The sequence below is a fragment of the Lacisediminihabitans sp. H27-G8 genome (assembly GCF_046156175.1).
Lineage (GTDB): Bacteria > Actinomycetota > Actinomycetes > Actinomycetales > Microbacteriaceae > Lacisediminihabitans.
The window spans coordinates 189,100-207,261 of record NZ_JAYLVL010000002.1 but is presented as its reverse complement, the minus strand read 5'-3'; the positions used below and the strand labels follow the sequence as shown (position 1 = coordinate 207,261).

Below are 18,162 nucleotides of genomic sequence, written 5' to 3'. Positions count from 1 at the left end.
GAGTGGCACCGATGAGCGACAACACGCCCGAGACCGCTGCGAACCAGCCTCCGAAACGCGTCGACGGACCAGACATCGACGGCGAAATCGTGCCGGCGGAGGAGTTGCCGGCGACTGCGGGGCAGGAGCCGGTGTACGACCTCGTCGAGGTTCCGCCGGCTGCACCTCCGGCGACCCTCACCACGGCTTCCTCGCCGTCCGATTCTGAGCCGGTCGTAGCGACCTCCGATCCGGCCGCGGCGGAAACCACCGTGACCGAGCGTGAGCCCGCATCCGTTCCGCTCGCTGCGACCTCCGCCGCTTCCATGCAGACGATCTATGTGCCTTCGCCGGTGCCGCCTCGCCGCAAGGGCAACCGCGGATTCGGCGTGCTGATCGCCCTGCTGTCGAGCGTGGTTTTCGCTGCGCTGTACGCGGTGGCCATCGCGGCGATTCACTCGGTGGAGATCGGCGCATTCCGCTTCGACTTCTTCGGCTCGTTGGCGTACTACACGCCCATCGCTTTCTTCTTCATCGGTTTCGTCATCGTCGTGCTGCTCGCCAATCGGGCATCCTGGTGGAGCTATGTACTGGGGAGCCTCCTCGTCGGGCTCGTCGTCTACTTCGGATCCGTCGGCACCAGTCTCCTGGTCAACAACGTCTTCGCCCTCACCCCGAACAGCGCCGCCCGACTCTTCTCGGTCGCGCTCACCAGCCCCTTCATCATCGCGGCGGCGCTGCTCGCCCGCGAGGTATCCATGTGGATGGGAGCGCTCATCAGCGCTCGAGGGCGCAAGGTGAAGGTGCGCAACCTCGAGGCGCGCGACACCTTCGATCGGGAGTCCGCCGAGCGCACGGCGGAGTACGAGAAGTCGCGCTACGCGACGCCCGCCACAACGATCTAGCTCGACCGGGTGGATGCACGCACGCGCTACGCGAGCATGATCGCAGTGTTCGCCGTCGTGCTCTTCCTCGCGCTTGCGATCGCCGCCAGCGGCATCATCAGCCTGTATGCCGACCGTGAGGTGCTCACCGAGCGGGATGCCGGACCGCTGATCGCGCCGACGATGTTCGCCGCGGCGACCGCTGCGCTGTATGCCCTTCTCGTCACCTTCGGCCGCCGCCGGGGATCCGTGCTGGCTGCCTCCCTGATCACCGCCGTCATCACCTACTTCTTCTTCCTGGTCAGCGGATCGACCCTCTACTCCCTCGGCAAGGGACGTCCGCTGCTCTCCTTGCTCTTCTTCGGGTCCAATGCGGTCGGCCCCTTCGCGGTCGCCGTCGCGGTGATCGCCTTCATCGTCGCTCTGGCCTTTTTCCTGTTGCTCTCCTACCGTGACAGCGGGGGAGCGGGACAGGCTCCGCGCTGGTGGTGGGAGAACCGCGATGACCGTGACTGCAACGAGTGAGTTTGTCTCTCTCTCTTCTCCCTATACTTGCCTGAGCGCCCAGCAGGTCGCCTCGGGGGAGGAAGAACGTGCGTCTCAAGCTGACCCTTCGGCGGGCATCCGGAGTCACTGACGACATCGTCGTCACGGCGGATGCCTCGGCGAGCATCTCGGATGTGGCGGCGACGATCGCCCGGCTCGATCCGCATGCTGCAGCAGCGAAGCCGGATCCGCAGCGCGTCCTCACCCTGCACGCCACCCTCCCTGGGCAGACCGAGGCGCTCCTCCTGCCCCCGGATGCTCCTCTCGGCGAAGCCTGGATCGGCAGCGGAGCCACCGTGAGCATCGCTGATGCCGGCACCTACTACCAGCCTCCCGCCTCGGGCAAGGCGCCGACGATCGCGACCCTCACTGTCGTCTCTGGGCCGGATGCCGGGCGCGAATTCCCGCTCGCCGCGGGCACCACCGTGCTCGGGCGGGAGGATGCCGCAGACATCACCCTCCACGATCCGCTCGTCTCCAAGCGTCACGTGCGCTTCGAGGTCTCCTCGGTGGTGGAGGTGGTGGACCTCGGCTCGGCCAACGGGGTCGTCGTCGACGGCGGGATCGTCACCCGCCTCCGCATCGAGAAAGAGGAGACTCTGCTCATCGGCGACTCCGAGGTTCGCGTCACCGTCGCGGACTCCGCCGTTCAGAGCGGAGTGGCACCGACCGCGGGACCCGTCTTCTTCAACCGCTCGCCGAAGGTGGAGCGGCGCTATGCCGGCCAGGAGTTCGCCGGGCCGGCCGTGCCGGCAGAGAAACAGGACCAGCCGTTCCCACTGCTGGCGATGATAGCGCCGGTGCTCATGGGCGGTGCGATGTTCGCGATATCCGGCTCGGCGACATCCCTCATTTTCGTCGCGATGTCACCGATCATGCTGATCGGCAACTTCATGACCGGCAAGACCCGCGAGAAGCGTCGCCTCAAGAAGGCCATCGGCAAGTTCGATGTGCACCTCGCCTCGCTCACCACCCAGCTCGACGAAGAGCGGGTGAGGGAACTCGAACTGCGCATCAACGAGTCACCCTCCACCGAGCAGGCATTCGACCAGGCGATCCGTCGCGGTCCGCTGCTCTGGACCCGTCGCCCGGAGCACTGGTCATTCCTCAACGTGCGCATCGGCATCGGCACGATGGCGTCCAGGAACATCGTCGCCACCCAGCCCAAGGGCGAGATGCTCCCCGAGTTCCAGAGCCGCCTCGACACCGTGGTCGAGGACAACCGCCTGATCGCCGGCGTGCCGATCATCGACAACCTGTTCGACTCCGGGGCACTCGGCATCGCCGGCCCCCCCTCTGCGACCCTCGGCTCGGTCAATTCTGTACTCGTGCAGATCACCGCGCTGCACTCCCCGGCGGAGCTCGTCGTCGCCGCCCTGGTGAGTCCCGCCTGGTCCCGAGAACTCGAGTGGCTCAAGTGGATGCCGCACACCTCGTCTCCGCACAGCCCGCTCGAGGTCAGCCACCTCGCCGACAGTGCGGCGAGCGGGTCCCAGCTCCTCTCCGCGATCGAGGGCCTCGTCGCCGATCGCCTTGCCGGCAAGGGCGCCCAGCGTCGCGGTGCCATGGAGCAGGAGGGCGCTGCGCTCGAGCGCGGTGCGGAGGTCGGCTCCGCCAACACCACAGTCGGTACCCCATCACCGGTGCCCGCGATCGTGCTGCTCATCTCCGATGACGTGGCGGTCGACCGCGCACGTCTCGTGCAGCTCGCTGAGCAGGCGGCCGATGCCGGCGTCTACCCGATCTGGGTTGCGCCCAGCGTGCCGGCCCTTCCCGCGGTCTGCCGCACCTACCTGCACCTCGAGCCGCAGTCCGCGCTCGGCACGGTCGGGCTCGTGCGTCTCGGCGAGACCATAACCGAGGTCGAGACCGAGCAGGTCGATTCCGCGCGGGCCCTCGACTTCGCGAAGCAACTCGCCCCCGTGATCGACGCGGGCGCGGTGGTGGCCGACTCCAGCGACATCCCGCGCTCGGTCTCGATGATCACTCTCCTCGGTCACGAGCTGATCGAGACGAGCGACGCTGTCATTGACCGATGGCGCCAGAACGCGTCGATGCACGACCGCACCCCCGGCGCTGTTCCGAAGCCCCGCCGGGCCGGCAAGCTCCGCGCGATCATCGGATCCGCCGGGGTGGATCCGCTGCACCTCGACCTGCGCACCCAGGGACCGCACGCGCTCGTCGGCGGCACGACCGGAGCAGGCAAGAGCGAGTTTCTCCAGGCCTGGGTGCTCGGCATGGCCGCCGAATACAGCCCCGACCGCGTGACCTTCCTGTTCGTGGACTACAAGGGCGGATCGGCCTTCGCCGACTGTGTCTCGCTGCCGCACACCGTCGGCCTCGTCACCGACCTCAGCCCGCACCTCGTGCGCCGCGCGCTCACCTCGCTCCGCGCCGAACTGCACTACCGCGAGCACCTGCTCAACCGGAAGAAGGCCAAGGACCTGCTCGAGCTGGAGAAGCGCGGCGACCCGGACAGCCCGCCCGCCCTCGTGCTCGTCATCGACGAGTTCGCGGCCCTGGTTGGAGACGTGCCGGAGTTCGTGGACGGCGTCGTCGACATCGCCCAGCGCGGTCGCTCGCTCGGCATTCACCTGATCATGGCGACCCAGCGCCCGGCCGGTGTCATCAAAGACAACCTGCGAGCCAACACCAACCTGCGCATCGCTCTTCGTATGGCCGACGAGTCCGACAGCCAGGACGTGGTGGGCATCAAGGACGCCGCGCATTTCGACCCGGCCATCCCCGGCCGCGGTGTCGCGAAGACCGGCCCGGGCCGCCTCGCGCTGTTCCAGTCCGGCTATGCCGGCGGATGGACGAGCCGTGAACCCGAGAACGCGGATATCGAGGTGGCCGAGCTTCGCTTCGGCGGCGAGAACCGCTGGGAGGACCTCACCGCGAGCACGGTCGACGAGGCGCGGGATCTCGGCCCCACCGACCAGCAGAAGCTCGTGGCATCCATCGTCAAGGCGAACGGTGACGCGCAGATCCCGCCACCCCGCCGCCCCTGGCTCGACGAACTCGCGGGTCTCTACGACCTCGGGCGTCTGCCGCAGCGCACCGACTCCGAGCTGCTGCTCGGGGTCTCCGACATCGCCGAGCGCCAGCAGCAGCTTCCCACCTACTTCCGGCCGGATGTCGACGGGCACCTCTCGATCTTCGGTACCGGCGGCTCCGGCAAGAGCGCCGTGCTGCGCACCCTGGCGGCGGCTGCGGCGATCACCCCGCGCGGCGGGCCGGTGAAGGTCTACGGCATCGACTTCGGCTCCGGCAGCCTCCGCATGCTCGAGACCCTTCCGCACGTCGGCGCGGTGATCGCCGGGGACGACTCTGAGCGCATCATCCGTTTGTTCCGGATGCTGCAGGCCGAGCTCGAGGACCGCGGTCCCCGTTTCGCCGCGGCCAACGCCTCGAGCATCGTGGAGTACCGTCGGCTCGCGAACCGGCCGCAGGAGCCCCGCATCCTGCTGCTGATCGACGGTTTCCCCAACTTCCGCAACGACTTCGAGATCCCCGCCGGGCGATCGATCTGGTACGACGTGTTCAAGGACATCCTCAGCGACGGCCGCCAGCTCGGCATCCACGTCGCGCTGACCGCCGACCGGGCCGGCGCGGTTCCGGCATCGATCGGCTCGAGCATCCAGCGCAAGGTGGTGCTGCGACTCGCGGATGACGGCTACGGCATGCTCGATGTGCCGAGTGACATCCTCGGTTCCAAGTCGCCCGCTGGGCGTGCGATCGTCGACGGATTCGAGACGCAGATCGCCATCCTCGGCGGATCATCGTCGGTCTCGGAGCAGGCGAGCGCGACCAAGTCTCTCGCCGAGGCCATGGTGCGGGCGGGAGTCGCATCGGCACCCGGCATCGGATCTCTGCCGAAGGAGTATGCGGATGCGGAGCTGCCGCCGGCGATCGCGGGCGAGCCGGTGCTCGGCATCAGCGACGTCGATCTCGGGCCCCTCGGGTTCGACCCGGTCGGCACCTTCCTGCTCGCGGGGCCACCGGCGAGCGGGAGGAGCAACGCGCTTCATGCGCTCGCAAGGTCAGTGCAGCGATTCGATCCGGATGCCCGGCTCTATTACCTCGGCAACGCGCGTTCGCCGCTCTCGCAGGCTATGCCCTGGACCGGCTCGGCGACGACCGTCGAGGCGGTGGCCGCTCTCGCGAAGGACCTGTCCGCCGCGATCGCCGATGCCGACACCGAGGGACGCATCGTGGTACTCATCGAATCGATCGGCGACTACCTGCAGACCCCCGCGGATGGCGCGATCGTCGAGCTTGCTCGTGCCGCGAAGCGCAGCGATCACCTGGTGATCGCCGAAGCGGAGATGTCGGCGTGGGGATCCTCCTGGCCGCTCCTCGGAGAATTCAAGAACGGGCGACGGGGATTCCTGTTGCAGCCGGAGACGGTCGAGGGCGACATCATCCTCAAGACGCAGCTGCCGCGCATCAACAAGTCCGAGTTCCCTCCCGGGCGCGGAATGTACATCGCCAAGGGCAAGTCCGCGCGGGTGCAGTTGCCGTTGGTGGAGGGGTGACGGTCATGGGGAGTGCTGCCCATGTCGCAACCTGGGCCTAGTCGATAGTTTTGTCGGTAGCTCGCGGGTGCCATCGGGGTAGGGCGAGCGAATTGCTTTTTGAGGGGATTGATCCAAATGGCTGACCTGATACTCAACCTGACGGCGTTAGAGCAACTGAAGCATGATCTCGACGCTGTCGTTTCCGATTTCAAGGACGCTGATGACTTCAGCGACGACGTCGCTGAAGCAACCGGTAGCGACGCGCTGCATGACCCGGTGCGCGACTTCGCCCACAAGTGGAATGACAAGCGCAAGAAGATGACCGAGAGCATCGAGGCGTTGCAGGCTCAGATCGCAGGGATCGCAGACGGCTTCACCTCCGTCGACACGGGCTTCGCCAAAGGCCTTCGGGATTCGGGCATGACGACCGGACCGAGCGCGAAATGAGCGACAGCGAATTCAATCCCCTCACCGGTGACCCAGACCTGCTCCAGCGCAAGGCCCGTCACTACGCGAACATCGCAGACGCCATCACGAGGTCGGTGACCACCCTCAGGAAGATAAACGACCTGGGCCAGATGAAGAGCAAGGCGACAACCGCCCTGCAGGACAAAGCCGAGGACGTAGCGAACGATATTGAAAAGGCGCGCGATCGATATGCCGTCACGGCCAAGGCGTTGCTGACGTATTCGACTTCGCTTCGATCGGCGCAGGATGCGGCCGATACCGCGATCACCCACATCCACCAGAAGCAGACCGAGTCAGACCACGCCAATCGGGCCTCGACGGTCGCACGCCACGACACTGAGTCCGCGGCTGATGCGGATAAGTCCACAGCCCAGACTGCCGCGGACAAGGCATCCGACGCCGCAATCACCGCCAACGGCGAGCTCAAGGCAGCACATGACGAGTGGCACGCCGCCCTCGCGATGAAAAACGATGCCGCAGCAACTGCCGTAAAGGCGATCGTCGACGTCGTGGATGGCAAGGGCAATAACGGGCTCGAGGACAGCTTCTGGGACGACTGGGGCGACATCATCAAAAAGATCTGTGAGATCGCCGGATTCCTCTCCATCTTCCTCAGTTGGGTGCCGATTCTCGGCGCGATACTCGTAGGTCTCGCCATCCTCGGCGCGCTCATCACCCTCGTCGAGTCGATAGTCGCGTTCGCCAAAGGCGGTAGCTTCACCGACGTAATCTTCGCCGCAGTGGGTGTCGTTCTCGCTGCATTCGGAGGCAAGTTCGTCGCCTACCTGGGAAAGCTCGTGAAGTTCCAGGCCGCCGCGAAGGTTATGACGAAGGGTGAGGACTTTCTCAACAGCAAAGCGTTCAAGACCGTATTCGGCGAATCGAAGGCCGCACTTCGATCGGGCAAGCTGAAGAACCTGTTCTCCGAGGGACCCGGATTCAAGACAATGATGAAGGACATCAAGAATCCCTTCGACCTGAAACTGGGCAAGGGAGGAAATCTCTTCGAGAAATTCACTGACGGCGCGGCAACGAACTTCGCGAAATTCCTCAAGAACCCGCTCAGTCTCAGTTCGGCCGACAACGGTCTCGCCGTCCTCGGCACTGCCCCGCTTTCTGGGGCAAAGGTAGCCATGTTCGTCATGGACGGTCGGAAGGTGTTGACGACGGGCGAGAAGCTCTTCAATGCCGGAAACGATCTATTTGGCGGAGGCGACAATCACATCAACCTCAAGCCAGAGCAGGTCTTCCGGCCCGCTGTTCAAGCTCAAGAAAGAACGATCCGAAGTACTCTCGGAATATGAGTGTCGCCAGGCCTTCCGAAATTGTCGCCTTCGATTTCGATGTTCCCCCGGCTTTCTATCCCGTTCCCCTCCACGGTGACCAGGAGATCGACAGCGTGACCTGGGCGCGGAGTGTGATCGACGACGTCGTGAGCGGTGCGGAAAGTCCCGGCGCCATCGGAGACATCGTCGACCAGTTGGCTGAGCTACGGCGGCGCCTCCTCTCCGAAGACAACTCGTGGCTCACCGCTCTGGTTTCATTGCGGCCAGAACTCGAGATCACAATCGGATGCCTGATGCAAGTGCAGCAGTTTCCACTCGATGATGACGATTCGCCAGACACATTCGAGGTGATGCTGAAGGATGGCACGGCCAGTCCCGCGCGCGGCACTCGTACGCGAGTGGCCGAGACGTGGAGGACAGAGGCGATGATCGGCGAGGTCGTCGGCCTCTTCCATCGCTTCGATCTGCGCGAACTCGGCGACGAGGAGGGGCGCCTCGAACAGCGGACTATCTTCGGGGTGTTTCCGCCGAAATCCAGCGACATGGTGCGCTTCATTTTCACCGTCTCAGATCTGGCTGCCTTCGATGACATGCCGAAGGACACCCAAGCCATCGTCGAGACCCTCAGGGTCACACTGGAAGAGTCGGCCTCGTGACCCGCTCTGTCCAAGTCGAGCCTGCTCGACTCTCCTTGGTTCTGCCCGGCACCTGGGCCAATATCCCCCTGGACGATGCTGCGTCGTCGGAGGCGGCTGTCTCGAGCCTGGTGAAGCGTCAAGTCGGTCGCAATGATCGACTGGCCACACTTCGACGGGACGCGAAGCAGCGGCTAGAGGAGGTCGCTCGGGATGCACGCGAGTCGAATGCGGTCATGCTCGCACTTTCACTCGAACTCCTTCCTGGAGTTCCGTTCCCCGCGTCACTCATGGCCGACTACCGCGAATGGCCCGTTGTGGTCGGAGAAACGCAGCCAACCATCGCCTCCGCCTTGAAGGTACTTCTGCCCCACGGTGAGTTGCTTGAGTTTGAGTCGGGGCTGGCGACCCGAACCTTCGTGAGAACCACGATCAGACCAGGAACCGCGGCGATACCCGACATCAAGCTCGAGTACTTCCTCAGCGCACCCGGCGGCGAAAGGGCGCTGCACCTAGTCGCGGATGTGCCTATCGACTGCGACCCGGAGATCATCGCGGCACTCTTCGATGCCATCGTCGATTCGATTCGCTGGTTTCCGACAAGCGACTGATGAATCTGGTGACTCGGAGAAGCGAGCGGCCGAGGGATTCGGGGAAGGTACAGTCCGCCAGGGTATGTAGCAGTAGACCGGGCCGGGGCGTGACGGCACCGTTGACTTGGTAGCCTGAATCGTGGCAAAAAACGGGGATTCATCTTCTGCACGGAAGGCTGCGGACGCGAAGGTTGCCGAAATCCGAGCGCGCAAATGGGGTCTCACAAACCTGAAGCCACCGAAGTTCCGACTCGCTTTGGCTGCGGGGGTTCTCCTCGTGCTGGGGGCCATTGTGATTTACGCCCAGCTGACGATCACGGCCGTTACGGATCCGATTGAGTTCATCGGGATGTCGTATGCGATGCACACCTCGTCCAATGAGTTCGGCACAACGACAGCCTCGGAGGTCGCAGGGATCGCCGGTCCGTCGATCGTGATGTTTCTGGTGGGTTGGCTGTTGATAGCAATCGCGGACATCTCCCGGCGGCGCCCACGAGCGATTTCAACCGGTGCGTTGCTGATCCTCTCCGCCGCATCCCTCGTGTGTTTCCTGGCCGTCGTGCCGCTACAGTTCATGACCGGTGTGCTGCCCGGCAGTCCGAACTTCGATGGGGTCCGCACGATGCTCACACCACCCGCAATAGTTTTTGCCCTCGGTACGCTCGCCCCCATCGTCTGGTTGGGCATCCGCCGAATCCGTTCCCGCGCGCTCGCGTAGGCAGATCTATCCTTTTTGAGTCGTCAGCAATTCGCTCTCTTCCTCGGAAACGCGGCCGTAACGGGATCGCGAGCTGTACAAGCAGGCGAACGCCTCCACCATTTTCCTCAGACGTATCCCTCACTTCAGATGATTGGAGATCGACCTTCATGGGTAGTCGCAACAGCTCACGCGCGAAGCAGTCGGCCGCGCAGCGGGCTGCACGGCGTGCCCGCACCGAGGCGGTCATCCGAGGCAGGGAGGCCACGGCTCGGAGGATGCCGCATCCGCTCCCGTTCTTTCTCGTCGGCGGGGTTCTGGTGGCGGTTGCGATCGTCATTCTCGTGATGATGGTCGACTACTCCCTCCGCGGAGGCTATATCGACAAGATGTTCCCAACAGTGTCCGCGAAAGAGTCGCGACTTTCCCTCCCGATCGGGCCCTTGATGTTCGCCGGATGTGCCCTGTTCCTCGGTGAGATGTTTCGGCGCGGTCGCTGGGAGTTCCGGGACATCGAGTTGCGAACTGCTGGCATGACCACCTTGAAGGTCCGGACGCTTCCCCTGTGGCTTCTCACACTGTGGTCCCTTGTGCCTCTCGCCGCGTGGGCGATCCTGGTCGTGGTGCCGGTGGCGTTCGTTCGTCAGGGCAGCGACCCCTCCGAAGACCTGTGGCGGATCAGCATGGTCTACGGCTTCATCGCGGCCGGGTTCTGGGGCATCGTCGTGGTCAGTATCGTGAAGCGAATGTCTTATGCCCGAGCGAAGGTGTCCACCGTCGGCGCGGGAGAACTCCGGTTCTGGCGTATCGCTTCCGTGCAGTGGCGCATCGAATCCTGGTTCGGATTTCTTGCCGGCGGCCTCGCCGGGGTTCTTCCCCTGGCACTCGCGAATGTCGGCGGAACGACCTCTCCGGTGGAGTCGGATGCCGTGCCCACCGTCGCCCTCATTGCCGTAGCCCTCGCGATCATCGCCGTCGCGCTCGCCGTCGCCTCCCCTCGCTCCGGCTATGCCGAGGGCGTCGCGGAGTCGGTGATCTGAATCGCCGCCGACTGAGGCTGCCAGAGCGGGCCTGCAGGCATGGGGAGTCCTGCCCATTCCGGCGCCCAAAGCCGCCCGGTAGGTTGTACCTAGTTGGTTGGCCTAGGGGGTCGGCCCCCGATCGAACAAGGAGTTCAACTCATGGCGAACATGAATGTCACGTATGGCGAGATGACCGATGCGGCGAACCGTCTGACCACGGGCAAGGACGACATCACCTCGAAGCTCCACGAGCTGCAGTCCTTGGTCAACAACCTGGTGCAGGGTGGCTTCGTCACGGATGCTGCCTCGGGTGCCTTCCACAGCTCCTACGAGCAGTTCACCAAGGGCACCACGGATGCCGTGAGCGGCCTCGACGGCATGTCCCAGTTCCTCACCAAGGCGGCCTCGGCCCTCGAGAACGTGGACTCCGAGCTCGCCAAGGGCATCGGCGGCTGATCTTCCCACTGCGTCGCCAGAACGCGGGTCGGGCCTCAGGTCCGGCTCGCGTTTCTGCGTTCACCGAGGGCGTGATGGATGCGGGCCCGAGCCCCGACCATCATTTGACCACCACCCCTCCCGGAGGCTAGTATCTACGAGGTGTGCGCTTTGTCGTGCGCTTGAACCGCGCCCGCCGTTTCGGGGTGCGGTTCAGGCTCGACTACAGCCATACAAGCTAGGTTTGCCGGTCTGTGAAAGACCAGCAGCCCCCACGGCATACCACTCAGGATCGAACATTCTCGTGAGATTCGCGTGTGGTGCAAAACGTTTCCGACGGACCTACAGAACGTCGGAACGGATGCTACGCAACATCTGTCACCGTGCAGTAAATACAAGGAGTATGTAGTGCCCACCATTCAGCAGTTGGTCCGCAAGGGCCGCAGCCCCAAGGTCGTCAAGACCAAGGCGCCCGCCCTCAAGGGCAACCCGCAGCAGCGCGGTGTGTGCACCCGCGTGTACACGACCACCCCGAAGAAGCCGAACTCGGCTCTCCGCAAGGTCGCGCGCGTCAAGCTCTCCAACGGCACCGAGGTGACCGCCTACATTCCCGGCGAAGGCCACAACCTGCAGGAGCACTCGATGGTGCTCATCCGCGGCGGTCGCGTCAAGGACCTCCCCGGTGTGCGTTACAAGATCGTGCGCGGCGCGCTCGACACCCAGGCCGTTAAGAACCGCAAGCAGGCCCGTAGCCTCTACGGCGCGAAGAAGGACAAGAAGTAATGCCTCGTAAAGGACCAGCACCGAAGCGTCCCGTAGTTGCGGACCCGGTCTACGGAGCCCCCATCGTCAGCCAGCTCGTCAACAAGATCCTTCTTGATGGCAAGAAGGGCCTCGCCGAGCGCATCGTCTACGACGCGCTCGTCGGAGTATCGACCAAGAACGGTGCGGATGCCGTCGTCACGCTGAAGAAGGCGCTCGACAACGTTCGTCCCACCATCGAGGTCAAGAGCCGCCGTGTCGGTGGATCCACCTACCAGGTGCCGGTCGAGGTCAAGCCTCACCGCGCCAACACCCTCGCATTGCGCTGGCTCACCACCTACGCCAAGGGTCGTCGCGAGAAGACCATGACCGAGCGTCTCACCAACGAGATCCTCGATGCTTCCAACGGCCTCGGTGCCGCCGTGAAGCGTCGTGAGGACACTCACAAGATGGCCGACGCCAACAAGGCCTTCGCGCACTACCGCTGGTAACAACTTCGTTGATCGAGTAACGCGCCCCGGCGCGTGTATCGAGATCCAGGTCTCGATACGGGCGCTTGCGCGCCCTACTCGACCAGCATCCATTCCACTTTTTAACCGTAAGGACACTCCGTGGCACAAGACGTGCTCACCGACCTGAACAAGGTCCGAAACATCGGCATCATGGCTCACATCGATGCCGGCAAGACCACCACCACCGAGCGCATCCTGTATTACACGGGCATCACCCACAAGATCGGTGAGGTGCACGATGGTGCAGCCACGATGGACTGGATGGCGCAGGAGCAGGAGCGTGGAATCACCATCACGTCCGCTGCGACGACCTGTTTCTGGAACAAGCACCAGATCAACATCATCGACACCCCCGGCCACGTGGACTTCACCGTCGAGGTGGAGCGTTCGCTCCGCGTTCTCGATGGTGCTGTCGCAGTGTTCGACGGCAAGGAGGGCGTCGAGCCCCAGTCCGAGACCGTCTGGCGCCAGGCCGACAAGTACGACGTTCCGCGCATCTGCTTCGTCAACAAGATGGACAAGCTCGGAGCCGACTTCTACTACACCGTCGACACCATCATCAAGCGCCTCGGTGCGAAGCCCCTCGTCATCCAGCTCCCGATCGGGTTCGAGAACACCTTCGAAGGTGTCGTCGACCTCGTCGAGATGCGTGCGCTGACCTGGCGCGGAGACTCCAAGGGTGACGTCGAGCTCGGTGCGAAGTACGACATCGAAGAGATCCCCGCCGACCTGGTCGAGAAGGCCAACGAGTACCGTGCGGCCCTCCTCGAGGTCGTCGCCGAGACCGATGACGCGCTCCTCGAGCGCTTCATGGAGGGTGACACCGACTTCTCGGTCGCCGAGATCAAGGCCGCCATCCGCAAGCTCACCATCTCGAGCCAGATCTACCCGGTGCTCTGCGGTTCCGCGTTCAAGAACCGTGGCGTCCAGCCGATGCTCGATGCGGTCGTCGACTACCTACCGACCCCGCTCGACGTGCCGGCCATCGAAGCCCACGACCCGCGCGACGAAGAGAAGGTCATCCTTCGCCACCCGGACTCGACGGAGCCCTTCGCTGCCCTGGCCTTCAAGGTCGCGGTGCACCCGTTCTTCGGTCGTCTCACCTACATCCGGGTCTACTCGGGCAAGGCGGACTCCGGTGCCCAGCTGGTCAACGCGACCAAGGGCAAGAAGGAGCGCATCGGCAAGATCTTCCAGATGCACGCCAACAAGGAGAACCCGGTCGACAGCGTCACCGCCGGGCACATCTACGCGGTCATCGGCCTCAAGGACACGACCACGGGTGACACCCTCACCGACCCGACGAACCAGGTCGTTCTCGAGTCGATGACGTTCCCGGAGCCGGTCATCGAGGTCGCCATCGAGCCGAAGACGAAGGCCGACCAGGAGAAGCTGGGTCTCGCGATCCAGAAGCTCGCTGAAGAAGACCCGACCTTCCGCACGGAGCAGAACATCGACACCGGCCAGACCGTGATCAAGGGAATGGGCGAGCTCCACCTCGACATCCTGGTCGACCGCATGAAGCGCGAATTCGGCGTGGAAGCGAACGTCGGAAAGCCGCAGGTCGCCTACCGCGAGACGATTCGTCGTGTCGTCGAGAAGCACGACTTCACCCACAAGAAGCAGACCGGTGGTTCTGGCCAGTTCGCCAAGATCCAGATCTCGCTCGAGCCGATGGAGGTGACCGCGGAGAAGAGCTACGAGTTCGTCAACAAGGTCACCGGTGGTCGGATCCCGCGCGAGTACATCCCGTCGGTCGATCACGGAATCCAGGACGCGCTGCAGGTCGGCGTGCTCGCGGGTTACCCGATGGTCGGCGTGATGGCGATCCTGCTCGACGGTGCATCTCACGATGTCGACTCCTCGGAGATGGCATTCAAGATCGCCGGCTCGATGGCATTCAAGGAAGCGGCCCGCAAGGCCGATCCCGTGCTGCTCGAGCCGCTCATGGCCGTCGAGGTACGCACCCCGGAGGAGTACATGGGTGACGTGATCGGCGACCTCAACTCGCGCCGTGGACAGATCCAGTCGATGGAGGATGCCACGGGCGTGAAGGTCATCGCCGCGAAGGTGCCCCTGTCGGAGATGTTCGGATATGTCGGAGACCTCCGGTCTAAGACTTCCGGGCGTGCGGTGTACTCGATGTCGTTCGACAGCTACTCTGAGGTGCCGCGCGCGGTGGCCGACGAGATCATCCAGAAGAACAAGGGCGAATAGCTTCCGCTATCTGCCCAAGTAAAATATCTACATCCAAACCCCGTAGCGCACGCGGTTCGAAACAATTCGAACCGCGGGCGTCTACACCTAAGTCCTGAGGAGGACCAATTGGCGAAGGCAAAGTTCGAGCGGACTAAGCCACACGTCAACGTCGGTACCATCGGTCACGTCGACCACGGTAAGACCACGTTGACGGCTGCAATTACCAAGGTGCTGCACGACAAGTACCCGACGTTGAACGCTTCTTACGCGTTTGACCAGATCGACAACTCCCCTGAGGAGAAGCAGCGTGGAATCACGATCAACATCTCCCACGTGGAGTACCAGACCGAGAAGCGCCACTATGCACACGTAGACGCCCCCGGCCACGCCGACTACATCAAGAACATGATCACCGGTGCTGCCCAGATGGATGGCGCGATCCTGGTCGTCGCCGCCACTGACGGCCCGATGCCCCAGACGCGTGAGCACGTTCTGCTCGCTCGCCAGGTCGGCGTGCCGTACATCGTCGTCGCACTGAACAAGTCCGACGTCGTCGACGACGAAGAGATCCTCGAGCTCGTCGAGATCGAGGTTCGCGAGCTGCTCTCGAGCCAGGAGTTCGACGGGGACAACGCTCCCGTCGTGCGTGTCTCCGCACTCAAGGCCCTCGAGGGCGACGAGAAGTGGGCAGCGACCGTTGCCGACCTCATGGACAAGGTGGACGAGTTCGTTCCCGAGCCCGTCCGCGAGACCGAGAAGCCCTTCCTCATGCCCGTCGAGGACGTCTTCACGATCACCGGTCGTGGAACCGTCATCACCGGTCGTGTCGAGCGTGGAATCCTCCACCCGAACGACGAGGTGGAGATCGTCGGCATCAAGGAGAAGTCCTCCAAGACCACCGTCACCGCCATCGAGATGTTCCGCAAGACCCTCGAAGATGCGCGCGCCGGTGAGAACGTCGGACTCCTTCTCCGTGGAACCAAGCGTGAAGACGTCGAGCGCGGCCAGGTTGTCGTGAAGCCCGGTTCGGTCACGCCTCACACCGAGTTCGAGGCGAACGCCTACATCCTTTCCAAGGATGAGGGTGGCCGTCACAACCCGTTCTACGCGAACTACCGCCCGCAGTTCTACTTCCGCACCACGGACGTCACCGGCGTCATCTCGCTGCCCGAGGGCACCGAGATGGTCATGCCCGGCGACACCACCGAGATGACGGTCAACCTGATTCAGCCGATCGCCATGGAGGAAGGCCTCCGCTTCGCTATTCGCGAGGGTGGACGCACCGTCGGCGCCGGCACGGTAATCAAGATCCTCAAGTAGTAACAGTTCGGCGCTGATTCAGCGCAAACGAAGGGCTGCACCCGAGAGGGTGCGGCCCTTCGTGGTTTCCGGGCACGCACTGCCTCCCCGCTCACTCTCCGCCGGCGTCTTCGCCCTTCCCTGAGCGTCGAGACGACACTTTCTGTCCCCGGGCCAGCCGGAATGGGCAGATAGCGACGACTCGGTGGCGGGGGCGGCCACGCACGGAGGGACAAATGGGAGGGCGCGGCGGACAGCGGCCACGCACGGAAGGCCCTCTCGCGCAACCCGCTTGCCACCCGACATCCGCTGCCTAGGCTGGAACCATGCCCCGACTTCGCCGCAGTGACTCCTCCGGTGCGGGATTGCGGCGGGTGCGGGCAGGGCGCGGCTTCTCCTACAAGGACGCCGCCGGACATCCGATCGTCGACCCGGAGCTCAGGGAACGGATCGAACATCTCGCCATCCCCCCGGCATGGACGGAAGTCTGGATCGCCCCGTATCCCAACGGCCACATCCAGGCGACGGGAGTGGATGCCGCGGGCCGCCGCCAATACATCTATCACCCCACCTGGCGTGAGCAGAAGGACCGCATCAAGTTCGATCGGGCGCTGAGCCTCGCCGAATCGCTTCCCGCCGCGCGCCGACGGGTGACGATCGAGCTGCGCGCCGACGAGCCCTCGCGCGAGCGGGCTCTCGCCGCGGCATTCCGGATGCTCGATACCGGCTCGCTGCGAGTGGGCTCGGAGCAGTACGCCGAGTCCAACGGCAGCCACGGCCTTGCCACGCTGTTGTGCTCTCACGCGACGGTGAGTGGCGACACGGTTGCACTGCACTTCCCCGCGAAAAGCGGTCAGGAGTGGCAGTCGGAGATCACTGACCCCGACCTGGCCACGGTGGTGCGGTCGCTGAAGAGGCGAGGGCCGAATGCGCGTCTTCTCGCGTGGAAGGAGGGCTCACGGTGGCATCCGGTGGTGGCTCCGGACATCAATGCGTACGTGCGCGACCGCACCGGGGGAGAGTTCACCGCGAAGGACTTCCGCACGCTGCACGGAACGGTCGCGGCAGCAGTGAGTCTCGCCAAACACGGACCGGAGCAGCGCAAGTCCGCCCGCGACCGCGCCATCGCGCAAGCGATGCGGGATGCCTCGGCGGTGCTCGGCAACACCCCCTCGATCGCACGCAAGAGCTATGTCGACCCTCGATTGGTCGACCGCTATGCGGAGCACGCCACGATCGATCCGCATCGGCTGAATTCTGCGGAGTCCGAACTGCGCGCCCTGCTCTTCGACTGAACGCGGAACCTTCTTTACGGCTCAGGGCGGGGGGTGCAGAATTAGCCTGCCGGCCGCCTGGGCGGCACTGGATCAAAGGAGATACGCATGGGACTCGAGGACATCACCGGTAAGGCAGAGGCGTTCCTCAAGGATGACAAGGTCGCCGGAGCCCTGCACAGCGAGCAGGCAGAAGACATCAGCGACAGGCTTCTCGACGGCGTAGCCGGCGTCGCCAACAAGATCACCGGCGGAAAGTTCGAAGAGCAGATCGATAGTGCCCGGGATGCCGCCGACAAAGCAGTCGGCACCGAGTAGACGACGATAGGGGGTCGCGCGATTCCACTACCGTTAGGGGAATGGCGCGCCCCCCACTTCTCCCCGTCGGCCACCACTTCGTCACCGGCCTCCTTCTGCTGACCGCTTCCACCGGGTGCATCGATGCCGTGAGCTACCTCGCCCTCGACAAGGTGTTCACCGGCAACATGACCGGTAACGTGCTGTTCATCGGCTTCAGCCTGGTCGGAGCGGGCAAGTCGCTGCTGCTCAACAACATCATCGCGCTCCTCGGCTTCGTCCTCGGATCGATTCTGGGTGGACGGATCGTCGGCCAATCGGCACCGAAGGGACTTCCGCGCTCGAGCCGCGGGGTATTGATCGGGGGAGCGGTGTTGATGATCGCCCTCGCGATCTATTGGCTGCTCGTCCACGACCTCAGCCACCCAGCGCTCCTCGCGGTGACCGCTCTTCTCGCTGTCGTCATGGGTGCCCAGGTCTCCGCGGTCAAGCCCATCGGCAACTCGGATGTCACCACGATCGTCGTCACGAACACCCTCGCCAACCTCGCTCGGGACAGCAGGCTGGCCGGAGGAACCAGCAAGAACTGGTTCCCGCGCCTCGCTGCGGTGGTTGCCATGGGAGTGGGCGCGGCCATCGGCGCACTGTGCGTGCAGTGGGCCGGTGGTGCCGTCGCACTGCTCGCCGGCACGATCATCTTCACCGGCGGAACGATCACACTCGTCACGGCGGATCGTCGCTCCCTCTGAGCCCG

The 18,162-nt window shown here is 64.3% G+C and carries 17 protein-coding genes; all 17 read left to right on the top strand.

Annotated elements, in window-relative coordinates; all coding sequences use genetic code 11:
• Nucleotides 1-11 precede the first annotated feature (11 nt).
• The 17 genes from VLI63_RS05835 (at nt 12) to VLI63_RS05755 (ending at nt 18,157) form a co-directional block, all read left to right on the top strand.
• On the top strand, nt 12-884 hold the full coding sequence (locus tag VLI63_RS05835; RefSeq protein WP_409155932.1) for a hypothetical protein: 873 nt from the start codon (nt 12-14) through the stop codon (nt 882-884).
• A 9-nt stretch (nt 885-893) separates the two neighbouring features.
• Nucleotides 894-1,388: a DUF6121 family protein gene (locus VLI63_RS05830; RefSeq protein WP_409155931.1), complete on the top strand. Its 495-nt coding sequence runs from the start codon at nt 894-896 to the stop codon at nt 1,386-1,388.
• 68 nt (nt 1,389-1,456) lie between these two features.
• Nucleotides 1,457-5,947, top strand: coding sequence for an FtsK/SpoIIIE domain-containing protein (locus VLI63_RS05825; RefSeq protein ID WP_409155930.1), 4,491 nt, complete (start codon nt 1,457-1,459; stop codon nt 5,945-5,947).
• Between the two features lie 117 nt (nt 5,948-6,064).
• Nucleotides 6,065-6,376 carry a hypothetical protein gene (locus VLI63_RS05820; RefSeq protein ID WP_409155929.1) on the top strand — a complete coding sequence of 104 codons (312 nt, stop codon included), beginning with the start codon at nt 6,065-6,067 and terminating at the stop codon, nt 6,374-6,376.
• Nucleotides 6,373-7,701, top strand: a complete 1,329-nt coding sequence (locus VLI63_RS05815; protein WP_409155928.1) for a putative T7SS-secreted protein — start codon at nt 6,373-6,375, stop codon at nt 7,699-7,701. The genes VLI63_RS05820 and VLI63_RS05815 overlap by 4 nt, the downstream gene beginning before the upstream one ends.
• A gap of 113 nt (nt 7,702-7,814) precedes the next feature.
• Entirely contained in the window at nt 7,815-8,339 is a 525-nt protein-coding gene (locus VLI63_RS05810) for a hypothetical protein (protein ID WP_409155927.1), read from the top strand.
• Nucleotides 8,336-8,929, top strand: coding sequence for a hypothetical protein (locus VLI63_RS05805; protein WP_409155926.1), 594 nt, complete (start codon nt 8,336-8,338; stop codon nt 8,927-8,929). Before VLI63_RS05810 ends, VLI63_RS05805 begins: the two co-directional genes overlap by 4 nt.
• Nucleotides 8,930-9,050: 121 nt before the next feature.
• Nucleotides 9,051-9,629: a hypothetical protein gene (locus VLI63_RS05800; RefSeq protein ID WP_409155925.1), complete on the top strand. Its 579-nt coding sequence runs from the start codon at nt 9,051-9,053 to the stop codon at nt 9,627-9,629.
• 149 nt (nt 9,630-9,778) lie between these two features.
• Nucleotides 9,779-10,648, top strand: coding sequence for a hypothetical protein (locus VLI63_RS05795; protein WP_409155924.1), 870 nt, complete (start codon nt 9,779-9,781; stop codon nt 10,646-10,648).
• A 141-nt stretch (nt 10,649-10,789) separates the two neighbouring features.
• The gene (locus VLI63_RS05790; protein ID WP_409155923.1) at nt 10,790-11,086 is read left to right on the top strand and encodes a WXG100 family type VII secretion target; all 297 of its coding nucleotides are present in this window, start codon (nt 10,790-10,792) and stop codon (nt 11,084-11,086) included.
• A 387-nt stretch (nt 11,087-11,473) separates the two neighbouring features.
• Nucleotides 11,474-11,848 (top strand): 30S ribosomal protein S12, encoded by a 375-nt coding sequence (gene rpsL, locus VLI63_RS05785; RefSeq protein ID WP_130981949.1) that lies wholly within the window; start codon nt 11,474-11,476, stop codon nt 11,846-11,848.
• The gene (rpsG, locus tag VLI63_RS05780; RefSeq protein ID WP_185201722.1) at nt 11,848-12,318 is read left to right on the top strand and encodes a 30S ribosomal protein S7; all 471 of its coding nucleotides are present in this window, start codon (nt 11,848-11,850) and stop codon (nt 12,316-12,318) included. Before rpsL ends, rpsG begins: the two co-directional genes overlap by 1 nt.
• A 120-nt stretch (nt 12,319-12,438) precedes the next feature.
• Nucleotides 12,439-14,556 carry an elongation factor G gene (gene fusA / locus VLI63_RS05775; RefSeq protein WP_409155922.1) on the top strand — a complete coding sequence of 706 codons (2,118 nt, stop codon included), beginning with the start codon at nt 12,439-12,441 and terminating at the stop codon, nt 14,554-14,556.
• Nucleotides 14,557-14,664: 108 nt separating this feature from the next.
• Entirely contained in the window at nt 14,665-15,858 is a 1,194-nt protein-coding gene (tuf, locus tag VLI63_RS05770) for an elongation factor Tu (protein ID WP_185201720.1), read from the top strand.
• Nucleotides 15,859-16,163: 305 nt separating this feature from the next.
• Nucleotides 16,164-17,132, top strand: a complete 969-nt coding sequence (locus tag VLI63_RS05765) for a DNA topoisomerase IB (protein ID WP_409155921.1) — start codon at nt 16,164-16,166, stop codon at nt 17,130-17,132.
• 87 nt (nt 17,133-17,219) lie between these two features.
• The gene (locus tag VLI63_RS05760; RefSeq protein WP_409155920.1) at nt 17,220-17,429 is read left to right on the top strand and encodes an antitoxin; all 210 of its coding nucleotides are present in this window, start codon (nt 17,220-17,222) and stop codon (nt 17,427-17,429) included.
• 41 nt (nt 17,430-17,470) lie between these two features.
• Nucleotides 17,471-18,157: a YoaK family protein gene (locus VLI63_RS05755; protein WP_409155919.1), complete on the top strand. Its 687-nt coding sequence runs from the start codon at nt 17,471-17,473 to the stop codon at nt 18,155-18,157.
• Nucleotides 18,158-18,162 lie beyond the last annotated feature (5 nt).